The sequence below is a fragment of the Moorena producens 3L genome (assembly GCF_000211815.1).
GTDB lineage: Bacteria > Cyanobacteriota > Cyanobacteriia > Cyanobacteriales > Coleofasciculaceae > Moorena > Moorena producens.
On the sequence record NZ_GL890926.1, the window covers coordinates 1 to 25754 of the forward strand.

At 44.1% G+C, this 25754-nt stretch carries 26 protein-coding genes; 17 read left to right on the plus strand and 9 right to left on the minus strand.

Translation table 11 applies throughout. The features are described from left to right. Nucleotides 1-383: hypothetical protein (locus LYNGBM3L_RS15495; RefSeq protein ID WP_008185054.1), on the plus strand; the 383-nt coding region annotated here is incomplete at its 5' end. A gap of 6 nt (nt 384-389) precedes the next feature. Beyond that, nucleotides 390-1658 (plus strand): glutamate-5-semialdehyde dehydrogenase, encoded by a 1269-nt coding sequence (locus LYNGBM3L_RS15500; protein ID WP_052308445.1) that lies wholly within the window; start codon nt 390-392, stop codon nt 1656-1658. Here the strand turns inward: LYNGBM3L_RS15500 and LYNGBM3L_RS15505 are convergent. The 4 genes from LYNGBM3L_RS15505 to LYNGBM3L_RS40825 form a co-directional block, all read right to left on the minus strand. Beyond that, entirely contained in the window at nt 1655-2800 is a 1146-nt protein-coding gene (locus LYNGBM3L_RS15505) for a CO2 hydration protein (protein ID WP_008185059.1), read from the minus strand. The genes LYNGBM3L_RS15500 and LYNGBM3L_RS15505 overlap by 4 nt on opposite strands. Next, nucleotides 2790-3071 (minus strand): hypothetical protein, encoded by a 282-nt coding sequence (locus LYNGBM3L_RS40815; protein WP_131827181.1) that lies wholly within the window; start codon nt 3069-3071, stop codon nt 2790-2792. Before LYNGBM3L_RS40815 ends, LYNGBM3L_RS15505 begins: the two co-directional genes overlap by 11 nt. A 153-nt stretch (nt 3072-3224) precedes the next feature. After that, a complete protein-coding gene (locus LYNGBM3L_RS15515; RefSeq protein WP_008185062.1) occupies nt 3225-4721 on the minus strand; it encodes an NADH-quinone oxidoreductase subunit M in 1497 nt (498 codons plus the stop codon). After that, a complete protein-coding gene (locus LYNGBM3L_RS40825) occupies nt 4715-4942 on the minus strand; it encodes a hypothetical protein (RefSeq protein WP_131827180.1) in 228 nt (75 codons plus the stop codon). Before LYNGBM3L_RS40825 ends, LYNGBM3L_RS15515 begins: the two co-directional genes overlap by 7 nt. A gap of 17 nt (nt 4943-4959) precedes the next feature. On the opposite strand from LYNGBM3L_RS40825, the gene LYNGBM3L_RS45785 reads away from it, so the two are divergent. After that, nucleotides 4960-5286, plus strand: coding sequence for a pentapeptide repeat-containing protein (locus LYNGBM3L_RS45785; RefSeq protein ID WP_131827179.1), 327 nt, complete (start codon nt 4960-4962; stop codon nt 5284-5286). Here the strand turns inward: LYNGBM3L_RS45785 and LYNGBM3L_RS15525 are convergent. Beyond that, nucleotides 5266-7158, minus strand: a complete 1893-nt coding sequence (locus LYNGBM3L_RS15525) for an NAD(P)H-quinone oxidoreductase subunit F (protein WP_008185066.1) — start codon at nt 7156-7158, stop codon at nt 5266-5268. The genes LYNGBM3L_RS45785 and LYNGBM3L_RS15525 overlap by 21 nt on opposite strands. Before the next feature lie 1217 nt (nt 7159-8375). Between LYNGBM3L_RS15525 and LYNGBM3L_RS15530 the strand changes: the two genes are divergently transcribed. The 6 genes from LYNGBM3L_RS15530 to LYNGBM3L_RS15555 all read left to right on the plus strand — a co-directional run bounded on the left by LYNGBM3L_RS15530 (nt 8376) and on the right by LYNGBM3L_RS15555 (nt 13380). Continuing rightward, nucleotides 8376-8687 (plus strand): carbon dioxide-concentrating mechanism protein CcmK, encoded by a 312-nt coding sequence (locus LYNGBM3L_RS15530; protein WP_008185070.1) that lies wholly within the window; start codon nt 8376-8378, stop codon nt 8685-8687. Between the two features lie 183 nt (nt 8688-8870). Next, nucleotides 8871-9212 carry a carbon dioxide-concentrating mechanism protein CcmK gene (locus LYNGBM3L_RS15535; RefSeq protein WP_044493402.1) on the plus strand — a complete coding sequence of 114 codons (342 nt, stop codon included), beginning with the start codon at nt 8871-8873 and terminating at the stop codon, nt 9210-9212. A 167-nt stretch (nt 9213-9379) separates the two neighbouring features. After that, nucleotides 9380-9679, plus strand: a complete 300-nt coding sequence (ccmL, locus tag LYNGBM3L_RS15540) for a beta-carboxysome shell vertex protein CcmL (protein WP_008185074.1) — start codon at nt 9380-9382, stop codon at nt 9677-9679. A gap of 303 nt (nt 9680-9982) precedes the next feature. Further along, nucleotides 9983-11662 carry a beta-carboxysome scaffolding protein CcmM gene (gene ccmM, locus LYNGBM3L_RS15545; protein ID WP_008185078.1) on the plus strand — a complete coding sequence of 560 codons (1680 nt, stop codon included), beginning with the start codon at nt 9983-9985 and terminating at the stop codon, nt 11660-11662. 324 nt (nt 11663-11986) lie between these two features. Next, nucleotides 11987-12733 carry a beta-carboxysome scaffolding protein CcmN gene (gene ccmN, locus LYNGBM3L_RS15550; RefSeq protein WP_008185082.1) on the plus strand — a complete coding sequence of 249 codons (747 nt, stop codon included), beginning with the start codon at nt 11987-11989 and terminating at the stop codon, nt 12731-12733. A 74-nt stretch (nt 12734-12807) separates the two neighbouring features. Continuing rightward, nucleotides 12808-13380, plus strand: a complete 573-nt coding sequence (locus LYNGBM3L_RS15555) for an EF-hand domain-containing protein (RefSeq protein ID WP_081431912.1) — start codon at nt 12808-12810, stop codon at nt 13378-13380. A 394-nt stretch (nt 13381-13774) separates the two neighbouring features. Here LYNGBM3L_RS15555 and LYNGBM3L_RS48710 read toward each other — a convergent pair whose 3' ends face one another. After that, the gene (locus LYNGBM3L_RS48710; protein ID WP_267872045.1) at nt 13775-13903 is read right to left on the minus strand and encodes a hypothetical protein; all 129 of its coding nucleotides are present in this window, start codon (nt 13901-13903) and stop codon (nt 13775-13777) included. Between the two features lie 130 nt (nt 13904-14033). After that, on the minus strand, nt 14034-14453 hold the full coding sequence (locus tag LYNGBM3L_RS15560; protein WP_008185088.1) for a helix-turn-helix domain-containing protein: 420 nt from the start codon (nt 14451-14453) through the stop codon (nt 14034-14036). 595 nt (nt 14454-15048) lie between these two features. Here LYNGBM3L_RS15560 and LYNGBM3L_RS15565 point away from each other — a divergent pair. From LYNGBM3L_RS15565 to LYNGBM3L_RS15580, 4 genes are all read left to right on the plus strand, one after another. After that, on the plus strand, nt 15049-15675 hold the full coding sequence (locus LYNGBM3L_RS15565) for a PEP-CTERM sorting domain-containing protein (protein WP_008185090.1): 627 nt from the start codon (nt 15049-15051) through the stop codon (nt 15673-15675). Between the two features lie 434 nt (nt 15676-16109). Next, nucleotides 16110-16346, plus strand: a complete 237-nt coding sequence (locus tag LYNGBM3L_RS15570) for a hypothetical protein (RefSeq protein WP_044493403.1) — start codon at nt 16110-16112, stop codon at nt 16344-16346. Nucleotides 16347-16424: 78 nt separating this feature from the next. Next, nucleotides 16425-16946, plus strand: coding sequence for a PEP-CTERM sorting domain-containing protein (locus LYNGBM3L_RS15575; protein ID WP_008185094.1), 522 nt, complete (start codon nt 16425-16427; stop codon nt 16944-16946). Nucleotides 16947-17184: 238 nt separating this feature from the next. Beyond that, complete coding sequence (locus LYNGBM3L_RS15580; protein WP_008185096.1) at nt 17185-17439, plus strand: hypothetical protein; 255 nt, start codon at nt 17185-17187, stop codon at nt 17437-17439. Nucleotides 17440-17817: 378 nt separating this feature from the next. Here LYNGBM3L_RS15580 and LYNGBM3L_RS45790 read toward each other — a convergent pair whose 3' ends face one another. Then, nucleotides 17818-18021 carry a hypothetical protein gene (locus tag LYNGBM3L_RS45790; protein ID WP_165691811.1) on the minus strand — a complete coding sequence of 68 codons (204 nt, stop codon included), beginning with the start codon at nt 18019-18021 and terminating at the stop codon, nt 17818-17820. Here LYNGBM3L_RS45790 and modA point away from each other — a divergent pair. Together modA and modB are read left to right on the plus strand one after the other, a co-directional pair. Next, complete coding sequence (modA, locus tag LYNGBM3L_RS15585; RefSeq protein WP_008185099.1) at nt 17936-18748, plus strand: molybdate ABC transporter substrate-binding protein; 813 nt, start codon at nt 17936-17938, stop codon at nt 18746-18748. The two genes, LYNGBM3L_RS45790 and modA, sit on opposite strands and share 86 nt — an antisense overlap. A gap of 256 nt (nt 18749-19004) precedes the next feature. Beyond that, the gene (gene modB, locus LYNGBM3L_RS40835) at nt 19005-21188 is read left to right on the plus strand and encodes a molybdate ABC transporter permease subunit (RefSeq protein WP_008185101.1); all 2184 of its coding nucleotides are present in this window, start codon (nt 19005-19007) and stop codon (nt 21186-21188) included. Here modB and LYNGBM3L_RS40840 read toward each other — a convergent pair. After that, nucleotides 21153-21395: a hypothetical protein gene (locus LYNGBM3L_RS40840; RefSeq protein WP_131827178.1), complete on the minus strand. Its 243-nt coding sequence runs from the start codon at nt 21393-21395 to the stop codon at nt 21153-21155. The two genes, modB and LYNGBM3L_RS40840, sit on opposite strands and share 36 nt — an antisense overlap. Before the next feature lie 81 nt (nt 21396-21476). Between LYNGBM3L_RS40840 and LYNGBM3L_RS15595 the strand changes: the two genes are divergently transcribed. Both LYNGBM3L_RS15595 and LYNGBM3L_RS49385 read left to right on the plus strand, forming a co-directional pair. Beyond that, nucleotides 21477-22763 carry an AAA family ATPase gene (locus tag LYNGBM3L_RS15595; RefSeq protein ID WP_008185103.1) on the plus strand — a complete coding sequence of 429 codons (1287 nt, stop codon included), beginning with the start codon at nt 21477-21479 and terminating at the stop codon, nt 22761-22763. Nucleotides 22764-22808: 45 nt separating this feature from the next. Beyond that, a complete protein-coding gene (locus tag LYNGBM3L_RS49385) occupies nt 22809-25730 on the plus strand; it encodes an AAA family ATPase (protein WP_008185105.1) in 2922 nt (973 codons plus the stop codon). Nucleotides 25731-25754 lie beyond the last annotated feature (24 nt).

Below are 25754 nucleotides of genomic sequence, written 5' to 3' on the forward strand. Positions count from 1 at the left end.
TTGACTTAAACTCTGAGTATCCCTGCCCTTGTCGGCGTCGGGGTCATTTAGTGCCAATTACACTGACCGAAGCCCTTGGCTGCAATCGCTGTCAGCAAATTTTTGTGGTAGACGAAAGTGGTTATGTGATTGAGCAACTATCCACCCACTACCCCTATAAAAAAGCTTGGCTTTGGACAGGACATCGTTGGAATACAATCCATGGTAGTCTTGGGGAAAGCTACTTACCTGTAGCGTTGGGTATTGTCTTAGTTCTGCTGATTGTCTGGTTGCCTTTGGCACTTCACTCCCAAAAAGGGCCAGGTATCATAGTATGGGCATTACTGGCAGTACTGCTAGCAGTACTTCCGGCTATGATGGTTTGGCTAGCTTACCGGCGTTAACTAACAATGAACACAGACTCTGGGAGCAAGGCCTCGAAGTTACATGATTTAATGGCCAGTGTCCACCATGCTTCTCGGGCATTGGCAAACACCAAGGGAGAAGAGCGCTCTCGTGGCATCGAGGCCATGGCTCAAGCAATGGGAAACTCCTTTGATGATATTTTGGAAGCTAACACCCTAGATCTGGAAACCAGTAGGGACATGGCAGTGCCAGACCTAATTTTGGACTGGCTGAAGCTAACACCAGAAAGGCTACAGATGGCTATCGGGATCCTGGAAAGGATTGGAAATTTATCTGATCCAATCCGGCGGGTGATGAACGCTTCCTATCAAACTGACCAATCTCAGACCTACTGTCAGCTAATGCCGTTGGGAGTGATTGCTCTAATTTATGAGGCATTCCCTGAACTAGGTGCAATTGCCGCAGGCTTTTGTCTCAAAACTGGTAACTCCCTGATTCTCAAAGGCAGTAGCGAAGCCAGTCAATCTAACCAGGTGATTGCTCAAGCGTTGCAAAATGCTTTGGATGAGGTCGGTTTGCCAACGGGATGTCTGGAACTATTCCCCTCTGGACAGGGAGCTTCGATTCGGGATTTGGTCACTCAAAATCCATATCTGAATTTGGTAATTCCCCACGGACGACCAACCCTGCTCAAGCAGGTGATCCAGCAATCAACTGCACCAGTTTTGCAATCGGCCATTGGTAACTGCTACCTTTACTGGTCTGCTAATGGTAACGTCGATCTGCTTAGGCATATGGTTTTAGATAGCCACGCCAGTCAGCCGGATCCGGTCAATGCTATTGAAAAAATTCTGATTAACCAGAATCAAAAAACCTCTGCCTTAGTTACCCTGTTGAACAACCTCAAGGAAAACGGTTTTGAACTCAGAGGTGATGCCCATCTAGTGGCTAAGTTTCCTGAACAATTGACCTTAGCAGCAGAATCCGAGTGGGGTCAAGCCTATTTGACCAAAACTATTGCGTTGAAAGTGGTAGATTGCATAGAGTCAGGGATTGCTTGGATTAATCAATATAGCAGCGGTCATGCTGACTGCCTGGTGACAGATTCTTATCAGGAAAGCCGTCAGTTTGCCTTAGGTGTAGATAGTGCATCGGTTTACATTAATTCTTCACCAAGATTTTCACGGAATCCGCAACCAGGAGACTCCGTGTTTCTAGGTATGTCTAACCAAAAAGGACATCATAGCGGCATGATTAGCCTGGAGACTCTCACTACCCTTAAACACGTAGTTCAGGGTAATGGGCAGTTTTAGGCGTTGGTCATTTGACCATTAGCTGCTCTCAACCGGGAGGGGATAAATCGATCCATCCAGTATTCCAAATACGCTCGATTTTCGTCAAGTTCAGCAGGATCCGTGGTATCCATGGGATGAGGGGCTAGCCCCAAAATCGCAGCTGTAGTTACACAAAACATAGATTTCTGGAAGGTTTGGCAAATTCTAACCCGCAAGTCAATTTCACCCCGATGCGATCGCATATAAAAATCTCTGAGATAGTTGGGTAGATAATGCCTCATATCCTGCATCAGCAATGTCGGTGGAATTCCAGAACCACCAATAGGCAATGGGTCAGCATACAACGCGCCATAGGTAAATCGAGTTTGATCTGGGGAAATCTGGTACGCTTGGGCATTGAGAGATACTGTGCCCAGAAAGGGTGTTCCCCGGAAGAAAATTGCCTCTACATAGGGTATTCCTGTATCAGACAGGAAGGTCAAACCAACCGATTCGGGAATAATCTCATACCTTTTATCCCCAATCTTAGGGGCATAGGTAATGGGTTTGTTTGCTGCTGCGACTAACCCTGCTTTAATATGGTCTACCACTTGGGGAATCGACTTAATTTCCCCTTGGTCATAGCCCTGAGATAGGGACATAAATATATCACTCATCACCCGCCAGAATTGCCCTAATCCACTGTAATAGGCAAGCATTCGCACTTGTTCGGGCAAGAATTCAGGAAATAGCTTGTTCATTCCCAGCATCAGGGGATTGGTCTTAAACTTTGCCTGAATTGCTTTGGCACATAGTTGCTCAAATTCATCGGTATCGAGATAAGTATCTAACCCCCCACCACCGTGCCATAACATCGAGCGCATACAGTATTCAGCGTACTCAAAGTTAATTCGGTCGTGCCACCAATGACGTAAAAGCTTTGAGAATGAAATCTCCCCATTAAAGTATTTAAAGAAGGGAAAAAACACTAAAAATTGATGATCGGCAGTGTAGATAAGATTGCGGGAGTAAGCATCTAAAACAATCCCGTAACTGTGAAGTATACCCACTACTTCCATAAGGTTTTCTGGGGAATCCGATAGCAGGGCACTACCAGTTTGTAGTCGCTGTATATACTCCTCTAGGGGATGCTTTTGTTTGGTTTTCTGGCTAACTAACATAATAATTAGGGTGAAGGTTATTTCGGGTTGAAGGTTGTTTGGTTGAAGGTTGTTGAAGGTTGAAGGTTTGTTTTGGTTGAAGGTTGTTTGGTTGAAGGTTGAAGCTTGTTTGGTTGTTCGCCTTTGGCGTTCCCGAAGGGTTGAAGGTTGAAGCTTGTTTGGTTGTTCGCCTTTGGCGTTCCCGAAGGGTTGAAGGTTGAAGGTTGTTTCGGGGTGAAGGTTGAAGGTTGTTTGGTTGTTCGCCTTTGGCGTTCCCGAAGGGTAGCTTCAACAGTCAAAGGGCTAACTTTCAACCAGCTAACTTTCAACCAGCTAACTTTCAACCAGCTAACCTTCAACCTGTTAACCTTCAACCTGTTAACCTTCAACTAGCTAACCTTCAACCTGTTAACCTTCAACCTATTAACCTTCAACGGGTTAACCTTCAACTATTGGTTGATACCTTCACAGCTACATTCGGTGGTGTCGTTACCAAAGTTGCTGTGATCGGTTCACTTAAATTAAGTAACCATCCTGGTTGTAGTCCCAGAACCACAATCAATAGCGCTAAAACCAGCCCTGGTAATTGTTCTGTGAACTTAACGGTCGGTAAATCAGTTAAATGAGTAGCGAGACGACCAAAGAAGGCTCCACCAACTAGTTGTAAAAAGTAAACAACCGTTAAACCGGTGCTGAGCATGCATAGGATAGTTGGGATTGGTAATACCTGGAGACTACCCCAGTAGACCAGAAACTCAGAGATAAATCCCACCATGCCAGGGATACCAGCACTAGCCATTACACCAAGCACCATCAAACTACCAACTACTGGCATACCTCGTTCCGGATTTAATAGACCATTGAGGATAGTGATATCCCGTGAGCCAGTTTTCTTATAAATGATACCGACTAATAAAAACAGTAGCGCTGATATTAAACCGTGACTGATCATCTGTAAAACTGAGGATACCAACGCTAACTCAGTGGCAGCAGCAGCAGCTAACAGAATGTATGCCATGTGAGCGACAGAACTATATGCCACCATTTTTTTCATGTCTTTCTGGACAATGGCATTGAACGCTCCGTAAAGGGAACTTACTGCTGCCCAAATTCCCAACCAAGGTGCCAGAATTGTCCAAGGTTCCGGAAACAAACCTAAGCCAAACCGCAACAAACCATAGGTACCTAATTTCAGGAGCACACCAGCTAATAGAATTGAAACTGGGGTTGATGCTTCCACGTGGGCATCTGGCAACCAGGTATGGAATGGCACAAAGGGAATTTTAATCCCGAAGCCAATTAGAACCGCTCCTAAGAGAATTAATTGCTGAGCAACGGGTAGTAATGATGCCAGCTCCCTGGTCTCGGTGTAGCTAAAGCTAGAGGAACCACTCAAAAACACTAAGCCGAGGAATGACGCTAGAACCAAGGCTCCGGAAAGGGCTGTGTAGAGGAGAAACTTGGTTGCAGCATAGCCTCTGCGCTTACCCCCCCAAATGGCAATCAACAAATATAGGGGAATGAGTTCTAGCTCATAGAAGATAAAAAACAGCAGTAAATCCTGAGCTAGGAAGGCACCGGCAACAGCGCCATTCAGCAAGAGCATCAGAGCGTAATACAACCTAGGGCGAATGACGTTGGAATCTGTGCAGTACAGGGCAATTGCGGTTAGCAGACCATTTAGGATCAGTAAGGGCAATGATAGACCATCTACCCCTAAACTATAGGTCAAACCGATCGCCTGAATCCAAGGAAGATTTTCCTGAAATTGTAGATTCACGTCACCGGGGTTAAACATGGTCATCAATATTACTGACCAGAGGAAAATACCACCAGTAACTACCAAGGAAATTTGACGAGCTGCTTTAGCAGTGACATTCCCGGGCCAAAACCCCACTATAGCGGCACTCAGTATTGGTACCAAAATCAAGGCACTCAACATAAATCGACCAGTCTCCTAATCATTTGTTTACTAACTGTTGTCATGGGGTTTAAGGTTGAAGGTTGTTTGGGGTTGAAGGTTGAAGGTTGTTTGGGGTTGAAGGTTGAAGGTTGTTTGGGGTTGAAGGTTGAAGGTTGTTTGGGGTTGAAGGTTGAAGGTTGTTTGGGGTTGAGGGTTGAAGGTTGTTTAGGGTTAAAGGTTGTTTGGGGTTGAAGCTTCAACAGTTAAAGGGCTAACCTTGGCCTATTGGCCACGCGATCGCGTTCAACCAGCTAACCTTCAACCAGCTAACTTTCAACCTGTTAACTTTCAACCTGTTAACTTTCAACCTGTTAACTTTCAACCTGTTAACTTTCAACCTGTTAACCTTGGCCAAAAGGCCACGCTACGCGAACAACCAGCTAACCTTGGCCAAAAGGCCACGCTACGCGAACAACCAGCTAACCTTGGCCAAAAGGCCACGCTACGCGAACAACCAGCTAACCTTGGCCAAAAGGCCACGCTACGCGAACAACCAGCTAACTTTCAACCAGCTAACCTTCAACTAATCACCTATGAACAATGACCACTGCTCCAAAGACCACTGACTCAAAGACCACTGATTCAAGGGCCAAGTGATGAAGATTGCCAATAAGCTGATTCCTAATAGGATAGTCAGTACATAAAACTGTGATTTACCGGAAACGCTGTATTTTAGGCCTTGACCACTAAATACTGTTCCTAAACCAACCAGATTGACTAACCCATCAACGATATATCTATCGATCCAAGCTGTAATGTTGGAAAATAGGAGAACAGCAAACACGATGGTGTAACGATACAGTTCGTCCAGGTAAAAGTCATAGGCGAATAGGTCTTGGAACAATTTCAACGGCATCCGAATTGACCGCGACCAGGTTCTGGGTAGGTAAATTAAAGCCCCTGCAGTGCAACCTACGACACCAGAGATTACCAAGGTTACCTCGGCTAGGGGATTGAGGTACTCCCATTCCGATAGCAATTCCATCGGACGCATTAGCACTGGTACCAGCAATGTCAGTATGGTTAACGCTACCATTGGTAATGCCATAGCCCACGGTACTTCTGGTGCTCGACGGGTCTTCGCTTGGGGTTTCCCTAGGAAAACGAGCCGAAACACCCGGACTAAACCTAAGGCAGTAACTGCGTTAACGAAGAGAAAGGGTATGACCAGAAGAGGGGCATCAAACCAAAAGGCGTTAATCCCTTCACTCATTGCCCAAAAGCCACCCAGGGGGAAAAGTCCAATCAGACCAACGATACCCACGGCAAAGGCAGTGCTAGTAGCGGGCATTTTTGACCCTAAGCCCCCCATTTCAGCTAGATTTTGGTTATTGGTGTTCAAGATTACCCCCCCGATGCTCATAAACATCAGGGCTTTAGCAAAGGCATGGGCAACCAGTAAAATCACACCAATATCAGAGCGCTGCATTCCAACCGCGATAAATACTAAACCAATGTAAGCGCTGGTGGAATGGGAAAGCGATCGCTTAATATCGATTTGTGCGATCGCTACCATTGAGGTGCCTAGTGCTGTGATAGTACCAATAACTACTAACACTGATAAGGTCAACGGTGAGATCATGGTCACGATCGGCACCAGTTTAATCAGCACATAAGTACCACAAGTCACCACCAAGGAATTCCGAAGTACTGAGGCGGGATTCGGTCCCTCCATCGCCTCATCCAACCATAAATTCAAGGGGAATTGGGCACATTTACCAATTGGACCAGCAATCAAAGCCAATCCCAGTAAGTTACCTACGAGTGGCGGTAGATTAGCTGAATAAGCCCAGGTATACAAGTCTGAAAAGGTTAAGCTTCCCGCAAAGGTGGCTAAGCTCACCACCCCAATTAGCAGCAAGATATCTCCTACACGCTTGGTTAAAAAAGCATCTCGGGCAGCTTTGAGTGCTAAAGGCTGAGCATACCAAAAACCCACAATTAACAAAGTACACAGCGTGAGCATCTCCAACAGAGCATAGGTCAGGAATAAGGAATTACTCAAGACAATTCCAATCAATGCCCCTTCAAAAAACCCCATCAGGGCAAAGAAGCGAGCTAATCCCCAATCTTTCTCCATATATCCAAGAGCATAGAGTTGAGCCAATAGACTTAGGCTGGTGATAAACTCCATTGCTGCAGTACTCACTGGTGAGACTTCCAGAACAAAGGATATGTCAATATCAGCAACCATTAGCCAGTGAAACTGTATCTCTTGCACGGCTTCTTGTAATGAAGCCTGGAAGATTAGCCAGCCATGAATGCAGGCGAAAAGTGTCATCAACAGGTTAAAGTAAGCCGCTGGTCTTGGTCCTGTACGACGCACTATTCCTGTTGCCCAGGGGATAGTTAAAAATGCCCCAATCCAACTGTAAATAGGAACTACCCAAATAGTCTGAGTAAGGAACTCAGTCATCACGCCTTGACCTCATCATTTCATTGAATCAATTAAATAAAAATCGGTACTAATTAGCCCAAACGGATTTTTAAAGTTACGATTTTCCTCGGTTTACAGCTAATAATGTGGTGATTTGTCTTAAATCATTAGTATTTTTATAACTTTATCAGTTAAGGGTTATCTTGGACATAATCCAGGCAGATTTTTCCATAATATTTTTTTGATCATTACCATAAAACGTGGTTATTGACATCATGACAAGTAACCTTTATAGAACCGATAACGCTAACTGATTAAAGGTCAAGTCGGGCTTGACAACTGATCAAGCATTTGTATTAAAGCTCAAATCAGGCTTGACAAGCCATCTATCCACCCATCTCTCCTTAGTCAGGTTAGAGCGACCCAGTTCCCCGTGTCGTAACCCAGGAACTCGGTGACCGCACTCAAATTCTGGCGCTTAGTGAGGATTACTTATCTAAAAGTTATAAAAAAATTATAAAACAAAAGCAACCATTCTCCAAAACGGTTAATTTTCGTTAACTAATCTAGCTGACCCCCTCGGAATGTTAAGTTTTGTTAAGGTCTCTCATTAAGAAGTATTATCATATTTTATATTGTCAAATACGCCAAGGTTCTCTATGCTTAGTTTTGGTTGTCCTTTAAACAAAGATGTTGGGGGCATTCCCCGTCTACTATCTTTGTTTGAGCCGGGGTGTTAGCGTAGCTTGGCCGAAAAGCCAGGGAAACAATGACTTTTGGTCAGGCAAACCCACACCCCCCTCCACCCTTTAATCCCCCCCAAACTAACCATGAGGCGGATTAAGCGGGGAGCAAGGGAAGCACAGAAGCACGACCAATACACTTAGCTACCTGATTTAGCTAGGTGAATTAGCTAGGTCAGTTAGCTAGGTCAGTTAGCTACCTGCAATGGGCTTGGTCGGCTCACGTTCTGACGGTGTATCGAAAAGGCCGATTTACCCGGCAACATTGCAGTTACAGGACTTACGCAAGTGCCCCATAAATCCCCCAATTCTGGGGGACTTTGACATCATTACCCCCCAAGCGAACAATCCCTCGCTTGGGGGGGCAGGGGGGCAAAACCAACTAAACTTCGTAAGTCCTAAGTTATCTGCAATGCCACAGAAACCCTAACTACACTGCCCTAACTACACTGCCAGGTGAGTTAGGGAGCGTTCATCACTATTATTTGACTAATCCACTAGGAGAAAAGCGAAATGCCAATTGCTGTTGGAATGATTGAAACTGAGGGCTTTCCAGCTGTTGTAGAAGCAGCTGATGCGATGGTTAAAGCCGCTCGCGTCACCCTTGTGGGTTATGAAAAAATCGGTAGCGCTCGTGTAACCGTGATTGTGCGGGGAGATGTTTCCGAAGTGCAAGCTTCCGTATCCGCTGGGATAGAATCAGCAAACCGGGTGAATGGAGGTAAGGTGGTATCAACCCACATCATCGCTCGTCCCCATGAAAACTTAGAGTATGTCCTACCAATTCGTTACAGCGAAGCTGTGGAACAGTTCCGTAGCTATTAGCCAAGATGCTCCTAAAAACCATAGAGAGTCTAGAGGCAATTGGCACAAGCTTGGGTGCTGAACTGGTTGGTATGCAGTGACTATAGGTTTAGCAAAGAGCGCTTATATGCCGTCACAACCATCCCACGTGTGGTCAGCGCGTGGGTTGATCAAAATCTTGATAAACGTCTAGGAGTAAAATTCATGTCAATTGCTGTGGGAATGGTGGAAACCCTTGGTTTTCCAGCGGTTGTAGAAGCCGCAGATGCTATGGTGAAAGCGGCTCGTGTCACCCTTGTGGGTTATGAAAAAATTGGTAGCGCTCGTGTAACCGTGATTGTGCGGGGAGATGTGTCTGAGGTGCAAGCCTCCGTATCCGCTGGGGTTGATAACGTTAAGCGTGTTAATGGCGGTCAGGTATTATCTACCCATATTATTGCTCGACCTCACGAAAACCTGGAGTATGTTCTACCAATTCGTTATACCGAAGATGTGGAACAGTTCCGGGAGAGTACTAACGCCATCCGTCCGATGAACCGTCCATAATCGTCCGTCAATTTGAGATTCAATACATGCCGGTGTCAAGTAGGGGATGTGCTTACCATGAGGGGAGAGATTGCTTGATCCACTAGTTTTGGCTTCGCCATATAACTGCTCCCTAATCCATCTCCCCCCAAGTCCTGTCACCCCAAGTCCTGTTATAAGTTAGGTCAATGCAAATTGCCAAGGTCCGAGGCACGGTCGTTAGTACTTATAAAGATCCTAGTCTTAGAGGAACTAAATTCCTTTTCCTGCAATACCTAGATGATGCAGGAGAACCACTCCCCAAGTATGAGGTCGCAGCTGACATAGTCGGTGCTGGTATAAATGAGTGGGTGCTAGTCAGCCGTGGCAGCGCGGCTCGGCAAGTCGGTGAGAGTGACAAGCGTCCCATCGACGCTATGGTGGTGGGGATTATTGACACGGTCAGTGTGGACAATAGCATGCTCTACAGCAAAAAAGACCAGTATTAGTGAGTAGGTTCGGACAATAGTAGCTTTGGGTAGTAGCTTTGGGTAGTAGCTTTGGGTAGTAGCTTATCCCTGGTTATCCATTGCTCGATTCTGACTTGAGCCCTATAGCTTTCCAAAGCAGTTATTTGTAACGATAAGCCATAACGGTAGAGGTTAACTATTAACAATCCAGCAATTTCTGCGTGATTACAATTCCCGAGTGGGAGCAGCAGAAATAACTAACCCCAATCCTCAAGTGTGGGGCTTGACAAAAATCTATTTCATGACAGTGTATCTCAAATAAAAATTAGGAGGAAAACATCTATGGCATTTAGCACCCAGGCAGCTCCCCCAACACCGTGGTCAAGGAATCTGGCCGAACCAAAAATTGATGACACAGCTTATGTGCATTCTTTTTCCAACATCATTGGAAATGTAGAGATTGCGGCCAATGTATTGATTGCTTCGGGAACCTCGATTCGAGCTGATGAAGGGGGAGCATTTTACATCGGTGAAGGCACTAATATTCAAGATGGTGTTGTGATTCATGGTCTTGAAGAAGGTCGGGTTGTTGGGGATGACCAGAAAGAGTACTCGGTCTGGATTGGCAAGAATGCATCAATTACCCACTTGAGCCTGATTCATGGTCCTGCTTATATTGGGGATGATTGCTTTATTGGCTTTCGCTCTACGGTGTTTAATGCTAGAGTTGGCAAGGGCTGTATTGTGATGATGCATGCCCTTGTTCAGGATGTCGAAATTCCTCCCGGTAAATATGTGCCTTCCGGAGCGGTGATTACTAATCAGCAGCAAGCTGACCGACTACCGGATGTAGAAGAGCAAGATAGAACGTTTGCTAACCATGTGGTGGCAATCAATGAGGCATTGCGGGCGGGTTATCAGTGTGCAGAGGATGATTCCTGCATGATGCCCATCCGCAAGGAAATTGCCGAAAATGCTGACTCTAATGGTCATAGTAGCCCTGATAGTTCCCATAAATCTTTCAGATCAATGTCTTCAAATACAGGATTAAGTTCAGAGCTTCAACAACGAGTTCGTCAACTGTTAGGCCAAGGATACCGAATTGGTGCTGAATATGCTGATGAGCGTCGCTTCCGTACTAGTTCCTGGAAGAGTGCTTCCGGAATAGACTCCGATCGTGAATCAGAAGTGCTCCAATCCTTGGGTGATTGTCTGGCAGACCACGCTGGTGAGTATGTCCGACTAATTGGGATTGACCCGAAAGCTAAACGCCGGGTGTGTGAAGAGATTATCCAAAAACCGGGTGGCCAAGTGTCTCGGAGTTCCAGTGGATCTGGTTCAAGCAGCTACAGCCCCTACAGCTCTGCTCCCCAACCTGCTGCGGCTGTATCTAACAATGGCTTAGAGGCATCAGTGGATGATCTAGTTCGTCAACTGTTGTCCCAAGGGTATCGCATTGGTATTGAGTATGCTGATGAGCGTCGCTTCCGGACTAGTTCCTGGAAGAGTGCTCCTGGCATAAACTCCGATAACGTATCACAGGCTGTGGCAGACCTGGGAGCTTGTTTGGCAGACCACGCTGGTGAGTATGTCCGACTGATTGGGATTGACCCGCAAGCTAAGCGCCGGGTGATGGAAAAGATTATTCAAAAACCTGGGGACACTGTCAACCCTGGTGCTAAATCTGCCCCTAGTAGTAGTAGCTATACTCCCCGTTCAACGCAATCCTCAGGATTTAATGGCAGCAGCGCTTCTGGTTCATCCTTGAGTCAAGATATCATTGATAAGATTCGTAACTTGTTGTCCCAAGGTTTTCGCATTGGTACTGAACATGCGGATAAACGTCGATTCCGCACCAGCTCTTGGCAGAGTTGCTCCCCCATTGATTCTACTCAGGTTTCAGACGTGGTTGAAGGTCTAGAAACCTGCTTGGTTGAACATTCGGGTGAGTATGTAAGGTTGATTGGTATTGATCCGAAAGCTAAACGGCGTGTTCTAGAGACGCTGATTCAAAAGCCGTAATCCATAATTATAGCACAGGGAACAGGGAAAGAGGGGGAAGTGTGGGAGGTGTGGGAAGTGTGGGAAGTGTGGGTAGATGGGGGGAAGCCCCAATACCGCACTGCATCCCTTAGAAAAAAAACCGTCAAACCCTATCCCCCTAATCCCTTGCTGTCAGAATCATTCAATTTAAATCAAGACCAGCTTATTGATAGCTATTAGACTTCTTGCAACGGTAAAGAAGCCATCAAAAATGATAGTGCTAGAGTCAAATTTAATCCTAAAACCCTTTACCCAGAATTCTTTACCCCGACAATTGCAGCGAAGTCTACTGTGCCCAAAATTATGCACTTGCCTAAACTTCTATTGAGTAATAATTCTCATATACACGTGGAAGGAAATGTGAGCATTGATCCTAGTGCTGCTATTTCAGCAGGGGTAATTTTGCGAGCGGATCCAGACAGTAAAATAACGATTGCAGCCGGTGTTTGTATCGGTATGGGAGCAATTATTCATGCTCACAAAGGTACTGTGGAGGTGGAATCAGGAGCGAGTTTGGGAGCTGGGGTTCTGGTCGTGGGGAAGGGAAAAATTGGCGCTAATGCTAGTATTGGCTCCCTGACGACAATTTGGAATCATTCTGTAGAATCCTTACAAGTGGTACCATCAGCCTCCGTGTTGGGGGATAAGGGGCGTCCATTACCGGAAGAGTCTCAACCAACTCCTGATAGCTTGGAGCAGAAACCTCAGGAGTCGTCATCAACTTTACCTGATCAAAGCTTTACCACTGAATCTGTGAATGGTCAAGTGCCATCCACCAGTAATACGGTGGCTACAGATACCACCGAGACTAATACTACAGATACCAATTCTATAGAGACAAATACAACAGAGACTAATACTATAGATACCAATACCACAGATACCAATACCACAGAAACTATTGAAGCTGAGACGACGGCGGAGTCGCAGACAGAATCACCAGCCCCTAAGACTCAACCTACTGTTCATGGGCAGGGGAGCTTGAACCGATTACTGGATACTCTGTTTCCCTATAATCAATCTTTTAATAGTCCTAGCAAAGATACATAGCACCTGCACCGTCTTGACAAAACCCAGTCGAGGCTGGTAAAATAATCCGGGCTTTATTACGGAATTTAGGAAAAATGTCTCCAGAAAAGTTTTTGTCATCCAGTGTTTGGGTTGCCAGGGTGAAAACTTTCTTCCAGGCCATGGATGTCGATCGAGATGGATTTTTGTCCCTCTCGGACTACGAACATACCGCAGATAGGTTGGTGGAACTTGGAGGTGATCCGTCGAGGTCTGAAGAAATCCAGGAGCTGTTTCGCGCCCTGTTTAAGAACATGATGGCTGGAGGGGCTCCGGTCGATGGCAACACCAGAATCAGCGAAGAAGAGTGCCTCGCCAACGCTGCGAAGGCAGTCACCTTGGTCGAATCGGCACGGGAAGTGGCTAGGCGCAAGAACGAAGTCTTCTTTGATCTCATCGACACCGATAACTCCGGAGAGATATCCAGTGAAGAGTACCGGAAGTATCTGGCCATATATTTCGGTGAAGAGGACTCTGAGCGAGCCGATCAGGCTTTCGATAGCATTGATGTTGATGGCAACGGTTCCATCAGCCGCGACGAGTTTATAGAAGGTCATATACACTACTGGTTTGAAGACGGTAGCGACCCAAGCTTTTTTCCCCTTCCCTATGGGCCGTTGGTCGATTAATAGAACTCTTTAATCAATATTTTGTGGCATTTTCTTCGACTTTGGGTAGTATTAACAATCTTGCTGTGTCTTGATGCAATAGCGAGTGGGGATAACCCCCGCAGGTCGGCGCTGCAGTCAAAGTTTGGGGAGTTTGGGGAGATTTTGATTAAGGGTAATTATCGGTATATAATATAATACCTTGGCTGGAGCAGGAAAAGATGACTGCTACTATAACAGGCTTAGTAAGAATAAATTAGCGATCGCATAAGCGCGGAAGCTGAGGCCTTTGGGCCACGCTTTGCGAACGCTTCATCGCGTAGCGTGACTTTTGGTCAATCCCGTAGCAGCTCCCTAGACTCATCCCTTGTTTGCGAACGCGCCCCGCGTGACCAAAGGTCAATCGCAAACGCAGCTACCTAAACCTATCCCTTTTTTGCGATCGCGTAGCGTGACTTTCAGTCAATCCCGTAGCGTGACTTTCAGTCAATCCCGTAGCGTGACTTTCAGTCAATCCCGTAGCGTGACTTTTGGTCAATCCCATAAAAATATTACCATTTTGCGAACGCGCCCCGCGTGACCTGTGGTCAATCCCATAACAGCTCCCTAGAAGTATCCCTTACGGTCATGATCACCAAATTTGGTGATCCAATTGTTTGGCATGGGTGACGTTCCTACACTTCACTATCCGTTAAGTGTAAGCTTCTAGCACTCCTTAGAGCTACTAAAACTTCCTTTGAGGTACTATTAGTTATAGAGCTATTTATAACCGGATTCCCTTTACATACGTCCTGTAAAGTATTCGCCGGAACTCGGGTAAAGTCCAGCAATTCACCTGAATGGACAACTGTCACCAAGTCTTTTTTCCAGATTGGTAACAGCTTTTTTTGACTGAAATAACCGGGGTTATCTCTGAGTTCTGGTAGATAAGTAATCAACGGACAAGAATTAACAGCAGTGCGGTTTTCATTCCACCACCGAAAGCGATCGCCCAACTGCCAGTTGTACCAGTACCGACAAATCCGTAGCCAATCATTTAGTTCTAGTTTTTGTTGACTACTTGGATAAGCCTGGTATTGGTAGTTGAGCAGCATCACGATCACCTCCTAGTTTTTATTGCGCTTTACATATTATAGACTGTAGTGCTTCTCAATTAGGTGAGGGACTTTCGTCTTAGGGAGTACGGAGATGGAGAGATGGAGATTGAGATCAGCAAGAATTGTCGTTTCGCCGATCAGCGACTGCATCACTACTCCCTGTTCTCTGTTCCCTGTTCCCTTTTATATATTATCAATCCTATACTAATCAGGCAATTTGGCATCGGCACTTTTAGGGCTTTTGATAAAGTATTGACATAGAATTTAAAGGTAAGTATAATTCAAGCTAACTCTATTTTTTTAAATCGATTCTGATAAATCATAATAATTTATCATAGCAAAAAAATCCTGTTAACTATTTCGTAAGCATTCAGCCCTCAGCTGTCAGCTTTCAGGCGTAACTCAGATTAAACGTTCCCGTAGCCTGGCCTTTATCCAAATCTTACCTATTTTCTTCAAAAACTGTTCCCGTAGCGTGGACGTAGCGCATTAGCTGAATGCTTACACTCTTTCCTACCGTTCCCTGTTCCCAGATCCGCTGTTCCCTATTCCCTATTCCCTATTCTACACATACTGAACGAGGATACTTTCTGTGACTAATCTTTCTCACCAATTCGCACTTGTTACTACTGCTGTCGCTTTAACCTCTGCTACTGTTGCAGTTTTACCGGCTGCTGCTGAGCAGATAATTAACCAAGAATTCAGCGGCGAACTTGAATTATCGGATTTTCCTGATTTTCTGCTAGAGCCTCCTCCCGAAACTAGAGATTACGAGGGGTTTGTTGAGTACAATACTGAAGGGGAATTACTCTCTTGGTTTCTTGATGTAGAAGGCTTAGAGCAAGTCGGTTCTGATATTACCCTTGAACCGTTGCCTTCTCCTTTTCCTTCTCCTCTTCCTGTTCCTCCTAGAAACTTTATTACTACCTTTGACGCTACCCCTGATAGTTGGATTCTAGATATCGATTTTGGTAGGGCTGTTGATGCCGGGGCTTATACTCTTACCTGGAACAGAGACTCAGGAATTACCTTTACTCTTGGGGGTTCGCTATTACCTCCAACTGTCTATGTTGATCCCAATCCTACTTTTAGCGAAACGATCACCAAGGATCCCTCAAAGCCAGATCCAACTAGTGTACCTGAACCTGCTTCTGGATTAGCGCTACTGGGACTTAGTGCTTTAGGTGCTGGTTCATTGTTGAAAAGAAAGCAGCAATAATAAGGGATTATGGTTAAGTTATATTAACTAAATATAGAGCGATTTTAGTCCATTTTTATGGACTTTTTTTTTGTTATATATACTTGTAATGGCTGATATAACTTACAAATAATGTATCAATATTGCAAATAAACGGGCGGCAGATGCAGACGCTATCCCAAAAAATAGAAGTCAGTAAAATGGCCTATAAGTTAATTTAATCTTTCCCCTGTTGTTATTTTTTGTGATAGTCTAATTTTAGCAAATGTGATCGAGTTATTTTTTTTGCCAAAAGAATAATTCGGCGTAAAGGTTAAAGTTTTACCAGATTAAATCGTCTGTGTGATAAATTATTCGGTGCTTGAGATTTTTTGGGAAACTATCCAAAATCTTAATTGCCCACTTTGTGGTGCAATTAACTCAATTTGTCTACTTACTCAACCAGGAGAATTTCTTTGATTAATTTTTATAAACAATTAGGTGTTGTTACTACTGCTATCGCTTTAACCTGTGCTACTGTTGGAGTTTTACCCGCTGCTGCTTTCCAGATAATCAAGCACGAATTCAGTGGCGAACTTGAATTGTTGTCTTCTCCTAGATTTGGTCTGCCGTCTATATTTATATTGGATGAGTCTAGTGGTACACTAGAACCTTTTTCCCAAACTAAAGATTACGAAGGGTTTGTTGAGTAAACTACTGAAGGAGAATTACTCTCTTGGTCTCTTGATGTAGAAGATTCATCTCGACTAGGTTCTGATACGCTTGAACCTTTGCCTTTTCCTGTTACTCTTGATCCTAGAACCTTTGTTACTACAGTAGGTTCTGATCTTACTTTTGAAATTTTGCCTACTACTCTCCCTATTATTCCTAGAACTTTTGTTACTACGTTTAAAGCTACCCCTGATAATTGGACTCTAGATGTCGATTTTGGTAGGTTTATGGACCTAGGAGGTCAGACCCTTAGCTGGAACAGAGAGTCAGGAATTAGGTTTACTCGTGACTCAGTCTTCTTTCCTCCAACTATCTATGTTGATCTCAATCCTAATTTTAGCGAAACTATCACCAACCTTCCCTCAAACTGGGTTGATGTTGATCCCAATCCTAATTTTAGCGAAACTATCACCAACATTCCCTCAAACTGGCTTGATTCAGCAAGTGTCCCTGAACCGGCTTCTGGATTAGCGCTATACTGGGTTGATCCAACTAGTGTCCCTGAACCGGCTTCTGGATTAACGCTACTGGGACTTACTGCTTTAGGGGCTGGTTCAGTTTTGAAAAGAAGGGATAAATAATTAAGAGCACCAAGTAAAAAGTTTATCTGTAAAGGTAGGCAACATAGAACAGGTCTATCGTTAAAATTAATACAAAAAAAAGCGATCGCATAATCTTTGCGATGCTCTGAAAGAGCCGCTACGCGATCGCTTTTTTTTTACCCTTAAAATAACCCCCAAAAAAATTATAAAAACCCCTTGACAAATTAATACTATAATCATTACAATAATCATATAAACAAAATTCAACTCTTGAGCTATGTCGCAAGAATTTATCCCTAACCCCGACAATAATCCTGAACATCCAATTCCTGGCATTAATCTTGAAGATCTTTTCCCAAAAGAACAACCTGTTCAGCACATTTTAAAGGGGCCTCGTCAAGCAGTAACTAATACTATTCATACCCTCTCTGCCATGGGCTACGCACAGGCTTCCGAGTGGAGTCCTCTGCAACCTACGGGCATGCCAGGAGAGGTGATTACTATCATCACTAAGTATTGGATGCTACGTTAAAACGTTAGTTTTTCGGGGGGTTTCTCCCCCCTTGGCAAAAACCAAGGTTCCGGTATGATTAAATAGGATCATATTTCGATGGGTTCGGGAACTGAGTGACATAGCGATGCAGCGCGGTCTTGGGGGTTTCCCCCATGAGCGACTGCATCAAGAGAGCGATTTAACTCCACTTACTGTGGACTTGAAATAGCCGTGGACATGATTTATACGGCTATTTTTTTTGTTGTTAAGGGGAGCATGTCAATTTTGTTAATCCCTGATTTAGATCCCCCTAAATCCCCCTTAATAAGGGGGACTTTTGAATCTAATTCCCCCCTTTTTTAAGGGGGGCTAGGGGGGATCTATTTACCTAATTACAAAGGTGACATGCTCCCGTTGTTAAGTATCTAATTGGGTAGGGAGTAGGGAATCGGGAATCGGGAGTCGGGAATCGGGAATAAAATTTAAATGAACCTCACGCTTACTAAAAAGCGCTATAACTCTACTACTCAGTTTTATGGTTAAATCCTTAATTAGATCATGGTTGTTGTACTTAAGTCTATCCTTAGTTTTAATAGCTTGCGGTGCTCCTAGCCTTAACAATCAACAGCCAGAAGTGGTGAGCCTAACGGTATCAGTGGCTGCTAGCTTACAAGATGCTATGAAAGCTATCAAAGTACTCTACACTAAGCAAACACCAGACGTTACAATTATTTATAACTTTGCATCCTCTGGTTCGTTGCAGCAACAAATCGAACAGGGAGCGCCAGTGGATGTTTTTATTTCAGCAGCTCCGAAACAGATGACTGCTCTGGAATCTAAGGGGCTTTTACTAGAAGGTACCAGGCAAAGTCTTCTTAATAATCAGGTAGTTTTAATTAGTCCTAAAGACGAGACTGGTATCTCTAATTTTCAGGACTTAAGGTCTGATAACATCAGTAAAATAGCAATGGGAGACCCGGAAAGTGTACCAGCTGGACAGTATGCTAAGGAAGTTCTCTCTACTCTTAATATGTTTGACCAGCTCAAACCGAAGTTGGTTTTTGCCAAAGATGTTCGCCAAGTTCTATCTTATGTGGAAACCGGTAATGTGGATGCTGGATTGGTGTATGCAACAGATGTTGAGGTATCAAACCAAGTTAAACGAGTTGCTACTGCTCCGCCAGAGTCTTACTCCCGGATTATCTACCCAGTAGCGGTATTGAAGGAGTCTAAAAACCCTGATCATGCTAACCAGTTTGTGCAGTTTCTTATGGGTGATTCAGCTAAAAATGTATTTTTGAGGTATGGGTTTACTATGGCAGATAAGGGAGTAGGGAGTAGGGAGTAGGGAATAGGGAATAGGGAACAGGGAACAGGGAACAGGGAACAGGGAACAAATAAAAAATTTTTATGTACCTTATTAGACTAGTAAACGCTATATTTAAATATACCAAATTATCGAAAAATACTTCTTCTCTCTCCCCTGGTGGTGCGTTACGGGACGGGCTTGCTAAGGCTGACGACGAGGCGAAAAATCAGTTCGAGCCCTTCCCTAACGCACCCTACGCAATTTGCCACACTACCCATACTCTTTGTTCAACACTATGGAAGATTTATCTCCTTTATGGATTTCCCTAAAAACTGCTGGCTTGGCTACTATCTTGGCTTTCTTTCTAGGAATTACAGTAGCGGGCTGGATGTTTAGCTATCAAGGGAAAGGTAAAGGAATTATTGATAGTATCTTAACCCTTCCGATAGTGCTACCGCCTACAGTAGTTGGCTTTTTATTACTGTTGTTACTAGGTAGAAATAGCCCAGTGGGACAGCTATTGAGGCAATTGGGAATATCTGTAATCTTGTCTTGGCCTGCGACTGTGATTGCTGCTACTGTAGTTGCCTTTCCTTTGATGTATAAAACTGTATTGGCAGCTTTCAAACAAGTCAATCAGGATTTGATTAATTGTGCCCGTACCTTGGGGGCTTCTGAATGTAGGGTATTTTGGCAAGTGTTGCTACCGTTGGCTTGGCCAGGGGTGATGGCGGGGACAGTTCTGGCGTTTGCTAGAGCTTTGGGAGAGTTTGGCGCTACTCTAATGCTAGCCGGGAGTATTCCTGGCAGAACCCAAACCATTGCGATCGCTATCTTTTTTGCAGCCCAAGCCGGGAGGATGGGGGAAGCACTACTATGGGTGTTGATCATGGTAGCGATCGCTCTCGTGGCAATCACTATCATTAACTATGAACAGGGAGTAGGGACTTCGGAGCAGGGAACAGGGAACAGGGAACAGGGAACAGGGAAAAAATCTAACATAGAAGTAAGTAAGGGATCCCCCCTAACCCCCCTTAATAAGGGGGGGACAAGAACTTCCCTGATTAAGGGGGGGACTAGAGCTTCCCTTAATCAGAGAGGAAAAGAGCAGGGAGCAGGGAAAAAATCTAATATAGAAGTAAGTAAGGGATCCCCCCTAACCCCCCTTAATAAGGGGGGGACAAGAACTTCCCTGATTAAGGGGGGGACTAGAGCTTCCCTTAATCAGGGGGGAAAAGAGCAGGGAGCAGGGAAAAAATCTAATATAGAAGTAAGTAAGGGATCCCCCCTAACCCCCCTTAATAAGGGGGGGACAAGAACTTCCCTGATTAAGGGGGGGACTAGAGCTTCCCTTAATCAGGGGGGAAAAGAGCAGGGAGCAGGGAAAAAATCTAATATAGAACCAAGTCAAGGACTGTTAGTAGAGTTACGAAAAGAGGTAAGCTCTAGCTTTACCCTAGATGCTAAATTTACTGCTAATGGTAAGCCCTTAGGAATCTTAGGGGCTTCTGGTTCTGGTAAAAGTATGACGCTACGGTGTATTGCTGGTTTGGCTACACCCACTCAAGGCCGCATTGTCTTGAACGGAAGAGTTTTGTTTGATTCCAAACAGGGTATTAATCTTCCTCCTCACCAACGTCGCATTGGTTTTGTTTTTCAAAACTACGCCCTCTTTCCCCACATGAATGTTGCTGAACACATCGGGTTTGGCTTGCAGGAATTGCCCAAACCCCAAAGGAATAAACGGGTATGGAAATATATTGAATTGATGCATTTACAGGGATTGGAAAACCGCTATCCTCACGAACTTTCTGGGGGACAGCAGCAGCGGGTAGCCTTGGCAAGAGCAATGGCGATCGCACCAGAAGCGTTACTATTAGATGAGCCCCTTTCTGCCCTTGATACCTATCTACGGAATCAGATCGAAATGCTACTAACGGAAGTTTTCTCTAATTATCAAGGAGCCACTCTTTTCGTCACCCATAAATTAGAGGAAGCTTACCGGGTTTGTGGTAATCTGTTAGTACTTTCCGAAGGAAATGTTATTGGTTATGACTCTAAAGAAGCTATTTTTGAGCATCCTCCTAGTTTTAGAGTAGCACAATTAACGGAGTGTAAAAACTTTTCTCGGGTTGAAATCATTGACCACCAAAAAATTCAAGCCCTGGACTGGAACTGTAGTCTCTCAGTGGTGGAACCGATCAGGAAATCCTTAGCCTATGTTGGCATCCGTGCCCATCATTTGAGATTTCTAAAAGAGCCAAATCACGACAATACGTTTCCCTGTTGGCTGGTGACGATGAGTGAAACCCAGCACCGAGTTACACTTTATCTGAATTTATATACTCCTTCTAGGAATCCTCAACAATACCACCTCCAAGCTGAAGTTTTTAAGGAAAAATGGCATCAGATTAAAGCTTGGCCTGAGCCATGGTATGTGGAGTTAGATGCTTTGAGGTTGATTTTGATGGAGAGTTGATTGAACGATAGAAGTTTTGAATTGGGTGAGGCAAAAATTATTGGGTTTTAGGGAGCAGGGAGCAGGGAGCAGGGAATAGGGAGCAGGGCATAGGCAACAGGGGGGAGAGGAAGTGCGATGCTCGGTAAGAGCCGCTACGCGAACGCAAAAAATCCCAACCAGAATCTGGTAAAGTAAGATGTGTGGAATAAAATAACGTTTTGCCATGGCACAACCTAGCTAAGGAAGTTGGCCATAATAAAGATAGACACAATAGCCGCTTAAGAAACACTTTCAGAATCCATCACCATGGCTCAAAACCCCTTTACCGTAGGACAACCCGTTCTCCCAGAACGCTTTGTGGGACGAGAGTCTCAGATTGAAATAGCATTCGATCAAATCTCTAGTCGTGGTAATCTGGCAGTTTGGGGTGGACCTGGAATTGGCAAGACTTCCTTCTTAGAACTATTGACCTCACCTGAGGTCTGGCACCTACAAGGCCAAGATCCAGAAGCAGCAGTAATTGTACTTCTAAATTGCCTAAGTATTCAACCGTTTAATGCTGATAGCTTCTGGCGACAAATCTTGACCGAGATAAAAAGTCAACTAGACAGTAATCCAACGCTACAGACTGATATTGACCAATTCCTTGATCAAGACAACCTCACTTCCAGTCATCTACGCCAGCTATTACGTAAGCTTGGAGAATCCCACAAATTTTTACTATTGCTAGTGGATGACTACGATGTTGCTTTGCGTACAAACGACGGTTACCAGGAAGCTGATATTGAAGCCTTTGTGAATGAATGTCGCAGTATTGCGAATTCTGGTATCGAAAGGAAATATATCTCAATGATTGTAGCATCGTCTCGACGTCTGAGTGAATTGGGACCTCAACTCACCCCAGATAAATCTCCTTGGTATAACCATTATTTATTTCAACCACTCAAGCCATTTACTGATAACGAAGTGGCTGCCCTACTACTTGGTATGCCAATCACACCAGCTTTACGAGACGGAATTCGGGAAATTGCTGATGGAAATCCCGCCTTGCTACAGAATGCTGGTTATCTTCTCTATCAAGAATTGCGAGCTAATCGAGTACCTGACCCTAAGACCTTTGCCAGAGATTTTCTAAGTGCAACTGAACAGTTTTTTAAAGCTACCTGGGAGCTTTGCAATGACCTAGAGAAGATTTTACTGATGCTAATTGCTTTGTCAAGTTTAGAAGGTCGATTATCCGATAAGCGCTATGCTCTGAGGGGCATTGAGACTATTTTTAGCCAAAAAGAGATAGAACTGAATGCCTTAGAAACGAGAGGAATCATCAAACGAGAAGAGCAAGCCGGTAAAGCGACTTACTCCTTTGCTTCATCACTAATGGAATGGTGGGTGGTTAAAAACATTCAAAACAGTACCGAAACCGAATTACAAGAGCGTCAGAAGGTTTTTCTTAACTTGATGAGTCATAAGCAAGCAGAAAAGGTTAAAGAGATAATTCGTTTAATCTGGAAAAATAAAGATAAAATACCAGATATATTTGAATGGATTGGTAAGGTCATGGCTGCTATACCGAAAGGAGCAATTAAAAGCTAATCACTTTCACAAATAGGAAACCTTTCGCAAATCACCAAGATTGATATGACCACAGCAACAGTTCGGAGAAATCCTTATATTGTTGGTTCAGCTATCTCTGAGCCAAAGTCTTTCTTTGGCAGAGAAACCTTGATCCAATTTGTCGAGGATAATTTAAACCAGGGTGAAAGGGTTATCCTGTTGCATGGTCAAAGACGGATTGGTAAATCATCGGTTCTTTTACAGATTCCCAACCTTGTTCAATCTGAAGAATTTGTCTTCATCTATTTTAATCTTGAAGACAAAGGGCACTTAGCCCTCAGCAATGTATTGCATCTCCTGGCTGAGACAATTATTAATCACCTGCTCAATCACCTTAAGCTAGAGTTGGACTATGGTAAACTACCAAGTGAAGCAGATTTAGCCAGCAATCCCAGTATCTTCTCCCAGAATTTTTTGCCTGAAATTTATCAGGGTTTAGGGGAAAAGACTATAGTACTAATGTTGGACGAGTTTGATGTCTTGAATAGCTATGATCCAACTTCTTCAGTTCAAACCTTTTTTCCTTATTTACAATCTCTGTTAACTCAACATAAGCAACTGGTGATCATCCCAGTGATAGGGCGTCAGCCGGATGATCTAACAAAGCTGCTGAGCTTATTCAGAAGAGCACCAACCTATAAAATTGGCTTACTTAGTCTCCAAGATACGGAAAAGTTGATTACTGAGCCAGCTAAAGGGTCGTTAGTCTATAGCCAGGATTCAATACAAGCAATTATTGACTTGTCCGCAGGGCATCCCTATTGCACTCAATTGCTATGTTATGCAGTGTTTTTACGAGCCAAAATTCAACACCAGATTACTCCTGGGGATGTTAAAGCAGTTGTGGATCAGGCCATTGAACTTGGTGGGGGAGGATTGCCCTGGTTTCGAGAAGGGCTGCCAATCCCGGAACGGGTAATATTTTCAGCGGTTGCAGAAGCCCAGAAAAGAGCTGATTTAAGAGACGATCAGTTTGTGGAAGAACCATTGGTGATTCTGAAAGAGTATGGCGTTGTTGAAACCAAGTCATTAATACAGGCGGAGAACCAACTGCTTGAATGGGATTTTTTAGATATTGCACAAGGGTTAAATTTATTATCCCAAACTGCTGATAGCTATCGGGTGAAAGTTGAATTGGTACGTCGTTGGTTAGTTAAGCAACATCCTCTCCAACGGGAGATCTGGGAATTGGAAAAGCTTGAACCAGCAGCAGAGAGCGTCTACCAATCAGCCACTGATTTACAGGGCTACAACTTGTTGAAAAATGCCATTCCCCTTTATGAGCAAGCGTTGTCAATCAATCCCAACTACTTCAAGGCTCTGTTTGAGCTAGCTGAGGGATATTTGGAAACCCGAGATTTTAGTAAAGCAGTAGAGCTTTACAAACGAGCCTATCAGATTGATTCAAATCGTGTAGAAGAAGACTATGTGCGATCGCTCCAAGGTTACGGCCTATATTTAATGACTCAACGAAAGTTTGAACTGGCCAAGGAGCAGTTTGCGCCAATACTGATAATTCAACCTGACAATGGGTTAGCTCAGGATAAACTAAAAGAAATTGAAACCTATCAAGAAAGATTACATCAGCCAGGGTTAGATATTAGGCGATTATACAGGGCTTCAAATCCTGGAAAAACAATTAACGTAGGGTATGCTGAGGATCAGAGATACTATATAGATTTTTCTGCGGTGCGTGGTAACCAGTTTAATAGTTTGCTGCGGACGATTACTCTCCTTTCACCAGATGAACCAACCTGTCAACTTTTTACCGGTCATATTGGCTGCGGTAAAACTACAGAATTGTTGAGACTTAAGGCGGAATTGGAAGAACAAGGATTTCATACCGTTTACTTTGGGTCTAGTCAAGATATTGACATGGCAGATGCTGATGTGACTGATATCTTGTTATCCATTGCCCGTAACATCAGTGCGAACTTGGAAAAAGCTGGTATAAACAAAAGACCGGGAGGATTTAAAAAGATTCTGGCAGATGTCACGGATTTATTGAAAACACCAGTGTCCTTAGATTTAGATGATCAAGAGAGTTTTAGCCTATCTTTTGGTATTGGTAAAATCACTGCTAAAGCTAAAGAAAATCCCACGCTTCGCAGTCAGCTAAGAGAGTATCTAGAGCCAGGTGTAAGTAGTCTTATCGAAGCAATCAATATTGAGCTAATACAGCCTGGGATAGAAGAATTAAAACAAAGAGGAAAGGAAGGGCTAGTGGTAATTGTCGATAATCTTGACCGAGTGATGGATAGGCTAATGCCTACAACCGGGCGTAATCAACAAGAGCATCTGTTTATCGATCGAGCAGAGCAGTTCAAGCAGCTAAGCTGCCATGTAGTTTATACCATGCCAATGGCATTAACCTTCTCAAAAGAGTTTGAAAAGCTAAGAAATTACTTTGGAACAGATCCCGAAGTTTTACCGATGATTCCAGTAAGACTACGAGATGGTAGCGAGTGTCATGAAGGAATGGCCCTAATGCGACAAGTGATTTTAGCAAGAGCATTTCCTAACCTTCCTCCAGAGGAACGACTTAAGGCAATCTCAGAAATTTTTGATAGTCCTGCAACTCTCGATCGACTGTGTGCAATTAGTGGTGGTCATGTACGGAACTTGCTAGGACTTCTCAGCAATTGTCTTCGGGAAGAAGACCCACCTTTATCCCAAAGGTGTTTGGAAGAGGTGATTAAGGAAAGAGATAATTATTTAATTTCAACCATTACTGATGATGAGTGGGAGTTATTGAACCAGGTAGCAAAACATAAAAATGTAAGAGGAGAAGAAGAGTATCAAATCCTACTTAAAAGTATGTTAGTCTTTGAATATCACTATCAGGGTGAGCGCTGGTTTGATATTAATCCTGTGTTAAGAGAAGCAGAGGAATTCAAAGCAAGAAGTAGGTTAAACCTTGGACAAAGGATATTTGGTAAGGAATAGGAGAGAGAGTAGGGAGTAGGGAGT

Coding starts and splice junctions, on each gene's coding strand:
- LYNGBM3L_RS15500 (WP_052308445.1), top strand. CDS start 390: ATGAACACAGACTCTGGGAGCAAGGCCTCGAAGTTACATGATTTAATG.
- LYNGBM3L_RS15505 (WP_008185059.1), bottom strand. CDS start 2,800: ATGTTAGTTAGCCAGAAAACCAAACAAAAGCATCCCCTAGAGGAGTAT.
- LYNGBM3L_RS15515 (WP_008185062.1), bottom strand. CDS start 4,721: ATGTTGAGTGCCTTGATTTTGGTACCAATACTGAGTGCCGCTATAGTG.
- LYNGBM3L_RS15525 (WP_008185066.1), bottom strand. CDS start 7,158: ATGACTGAGTTCCTTACTCAGACTATTTGGGTAGTTCCTATTTACAGT.
- LYNGBM3L_RS15530 (WP_008185070.1), top strand. CDS start 8,376: ATGCCAATTGCTGTTGGAATGATTGAAACTGAGGGCTTTCCAGCTGTT.
- LYNGBM3L_RS15535 (WP_044493402.1), top strand. CDS start 8,871: ATGTCAATTGCTGTGGGAATGGTGGAAACCCTTGGTTTTCCAGCGGTT.
- ccmL (WP_008185074.1), top strand. CDS start 9,380: ATGCAAATTGCCAAGGTCCGAGGCACGGTCGTTAGTACTTATAAAGAT.
- ccmM (WP_008185078.1), top strand. CDS start 9,983: ATGGCATTTAGCACCCAGGCAGCTCCCCCAACACCGTGGTCAAGGAAT.
- ccmN (WP_008185082.1), top strand. CDS start 11,987: ATGCACTTGCCTAAACTTCTATTGAGTAATAATTCTCATATACACGTG.
- LYNGBM3L_RS15555 (WP_081431912.1), top strand. CDS start 12,808: ATGTCTCCAGAAAAGTTTTTGTCATCCAGTGTTTGGGTTGCCAGGGTG.
- LYNGBM3L_RS48710 (WP_267872045.1), bottom strand. CDS start 13,903: ATGGGATTGACCAAAAGTCACGCTACGGGATTGACTGAAAGTCACGCT.
- LYNGBM3L_RS15560 (WP_008185088.1), bottom strand. CDS start 14,453: ATGCTGCTCAACTACCAATACCAGGCTTATCCAAGTAGTCAACAAAAA.
- LYNGBM3L_RS15580 (WP_008185096.1), top strand. CDS start 17,185: ATGTCGCAAGAATTTATCCCTAACCCCGACAATAATCCTGAACATCCA.
- modA (WP_008185099.1), top strand. CDS start 17,936: ATGGTTAAATCCTTAATTAGATCATGGTTGTTGTACTTAAGTCTATCC.
- modB (WP_008185101.1), top strand. CDS start 19,005: ATGGAAGATTTATCTCCTTTATGGATTTCCCTAAAAACTGCTGGCTTG.
- LYNGBM3L_RS40840 (WP_131827178.1), bottom strand. CDS start 21,395: ATGGCAAAACGTTATTTTATTCCACACATCTTACTTTACCAGATTCTG.
- LYNGBM3L_RS15595 (WP_008185103.1), top strand. CDS start 21,477: ATGGCTCAAAACCCCTTTACCGTAGGACAACCCGTTCTCCCAGAACGC.
- LYNGBM3L_RS49385 (WP_008185105.1), top strand. CDS start 22,809: ATGACCACAGCAACAGTTCGGAGAAATCCTTATATTGTTGGTTCAGCT.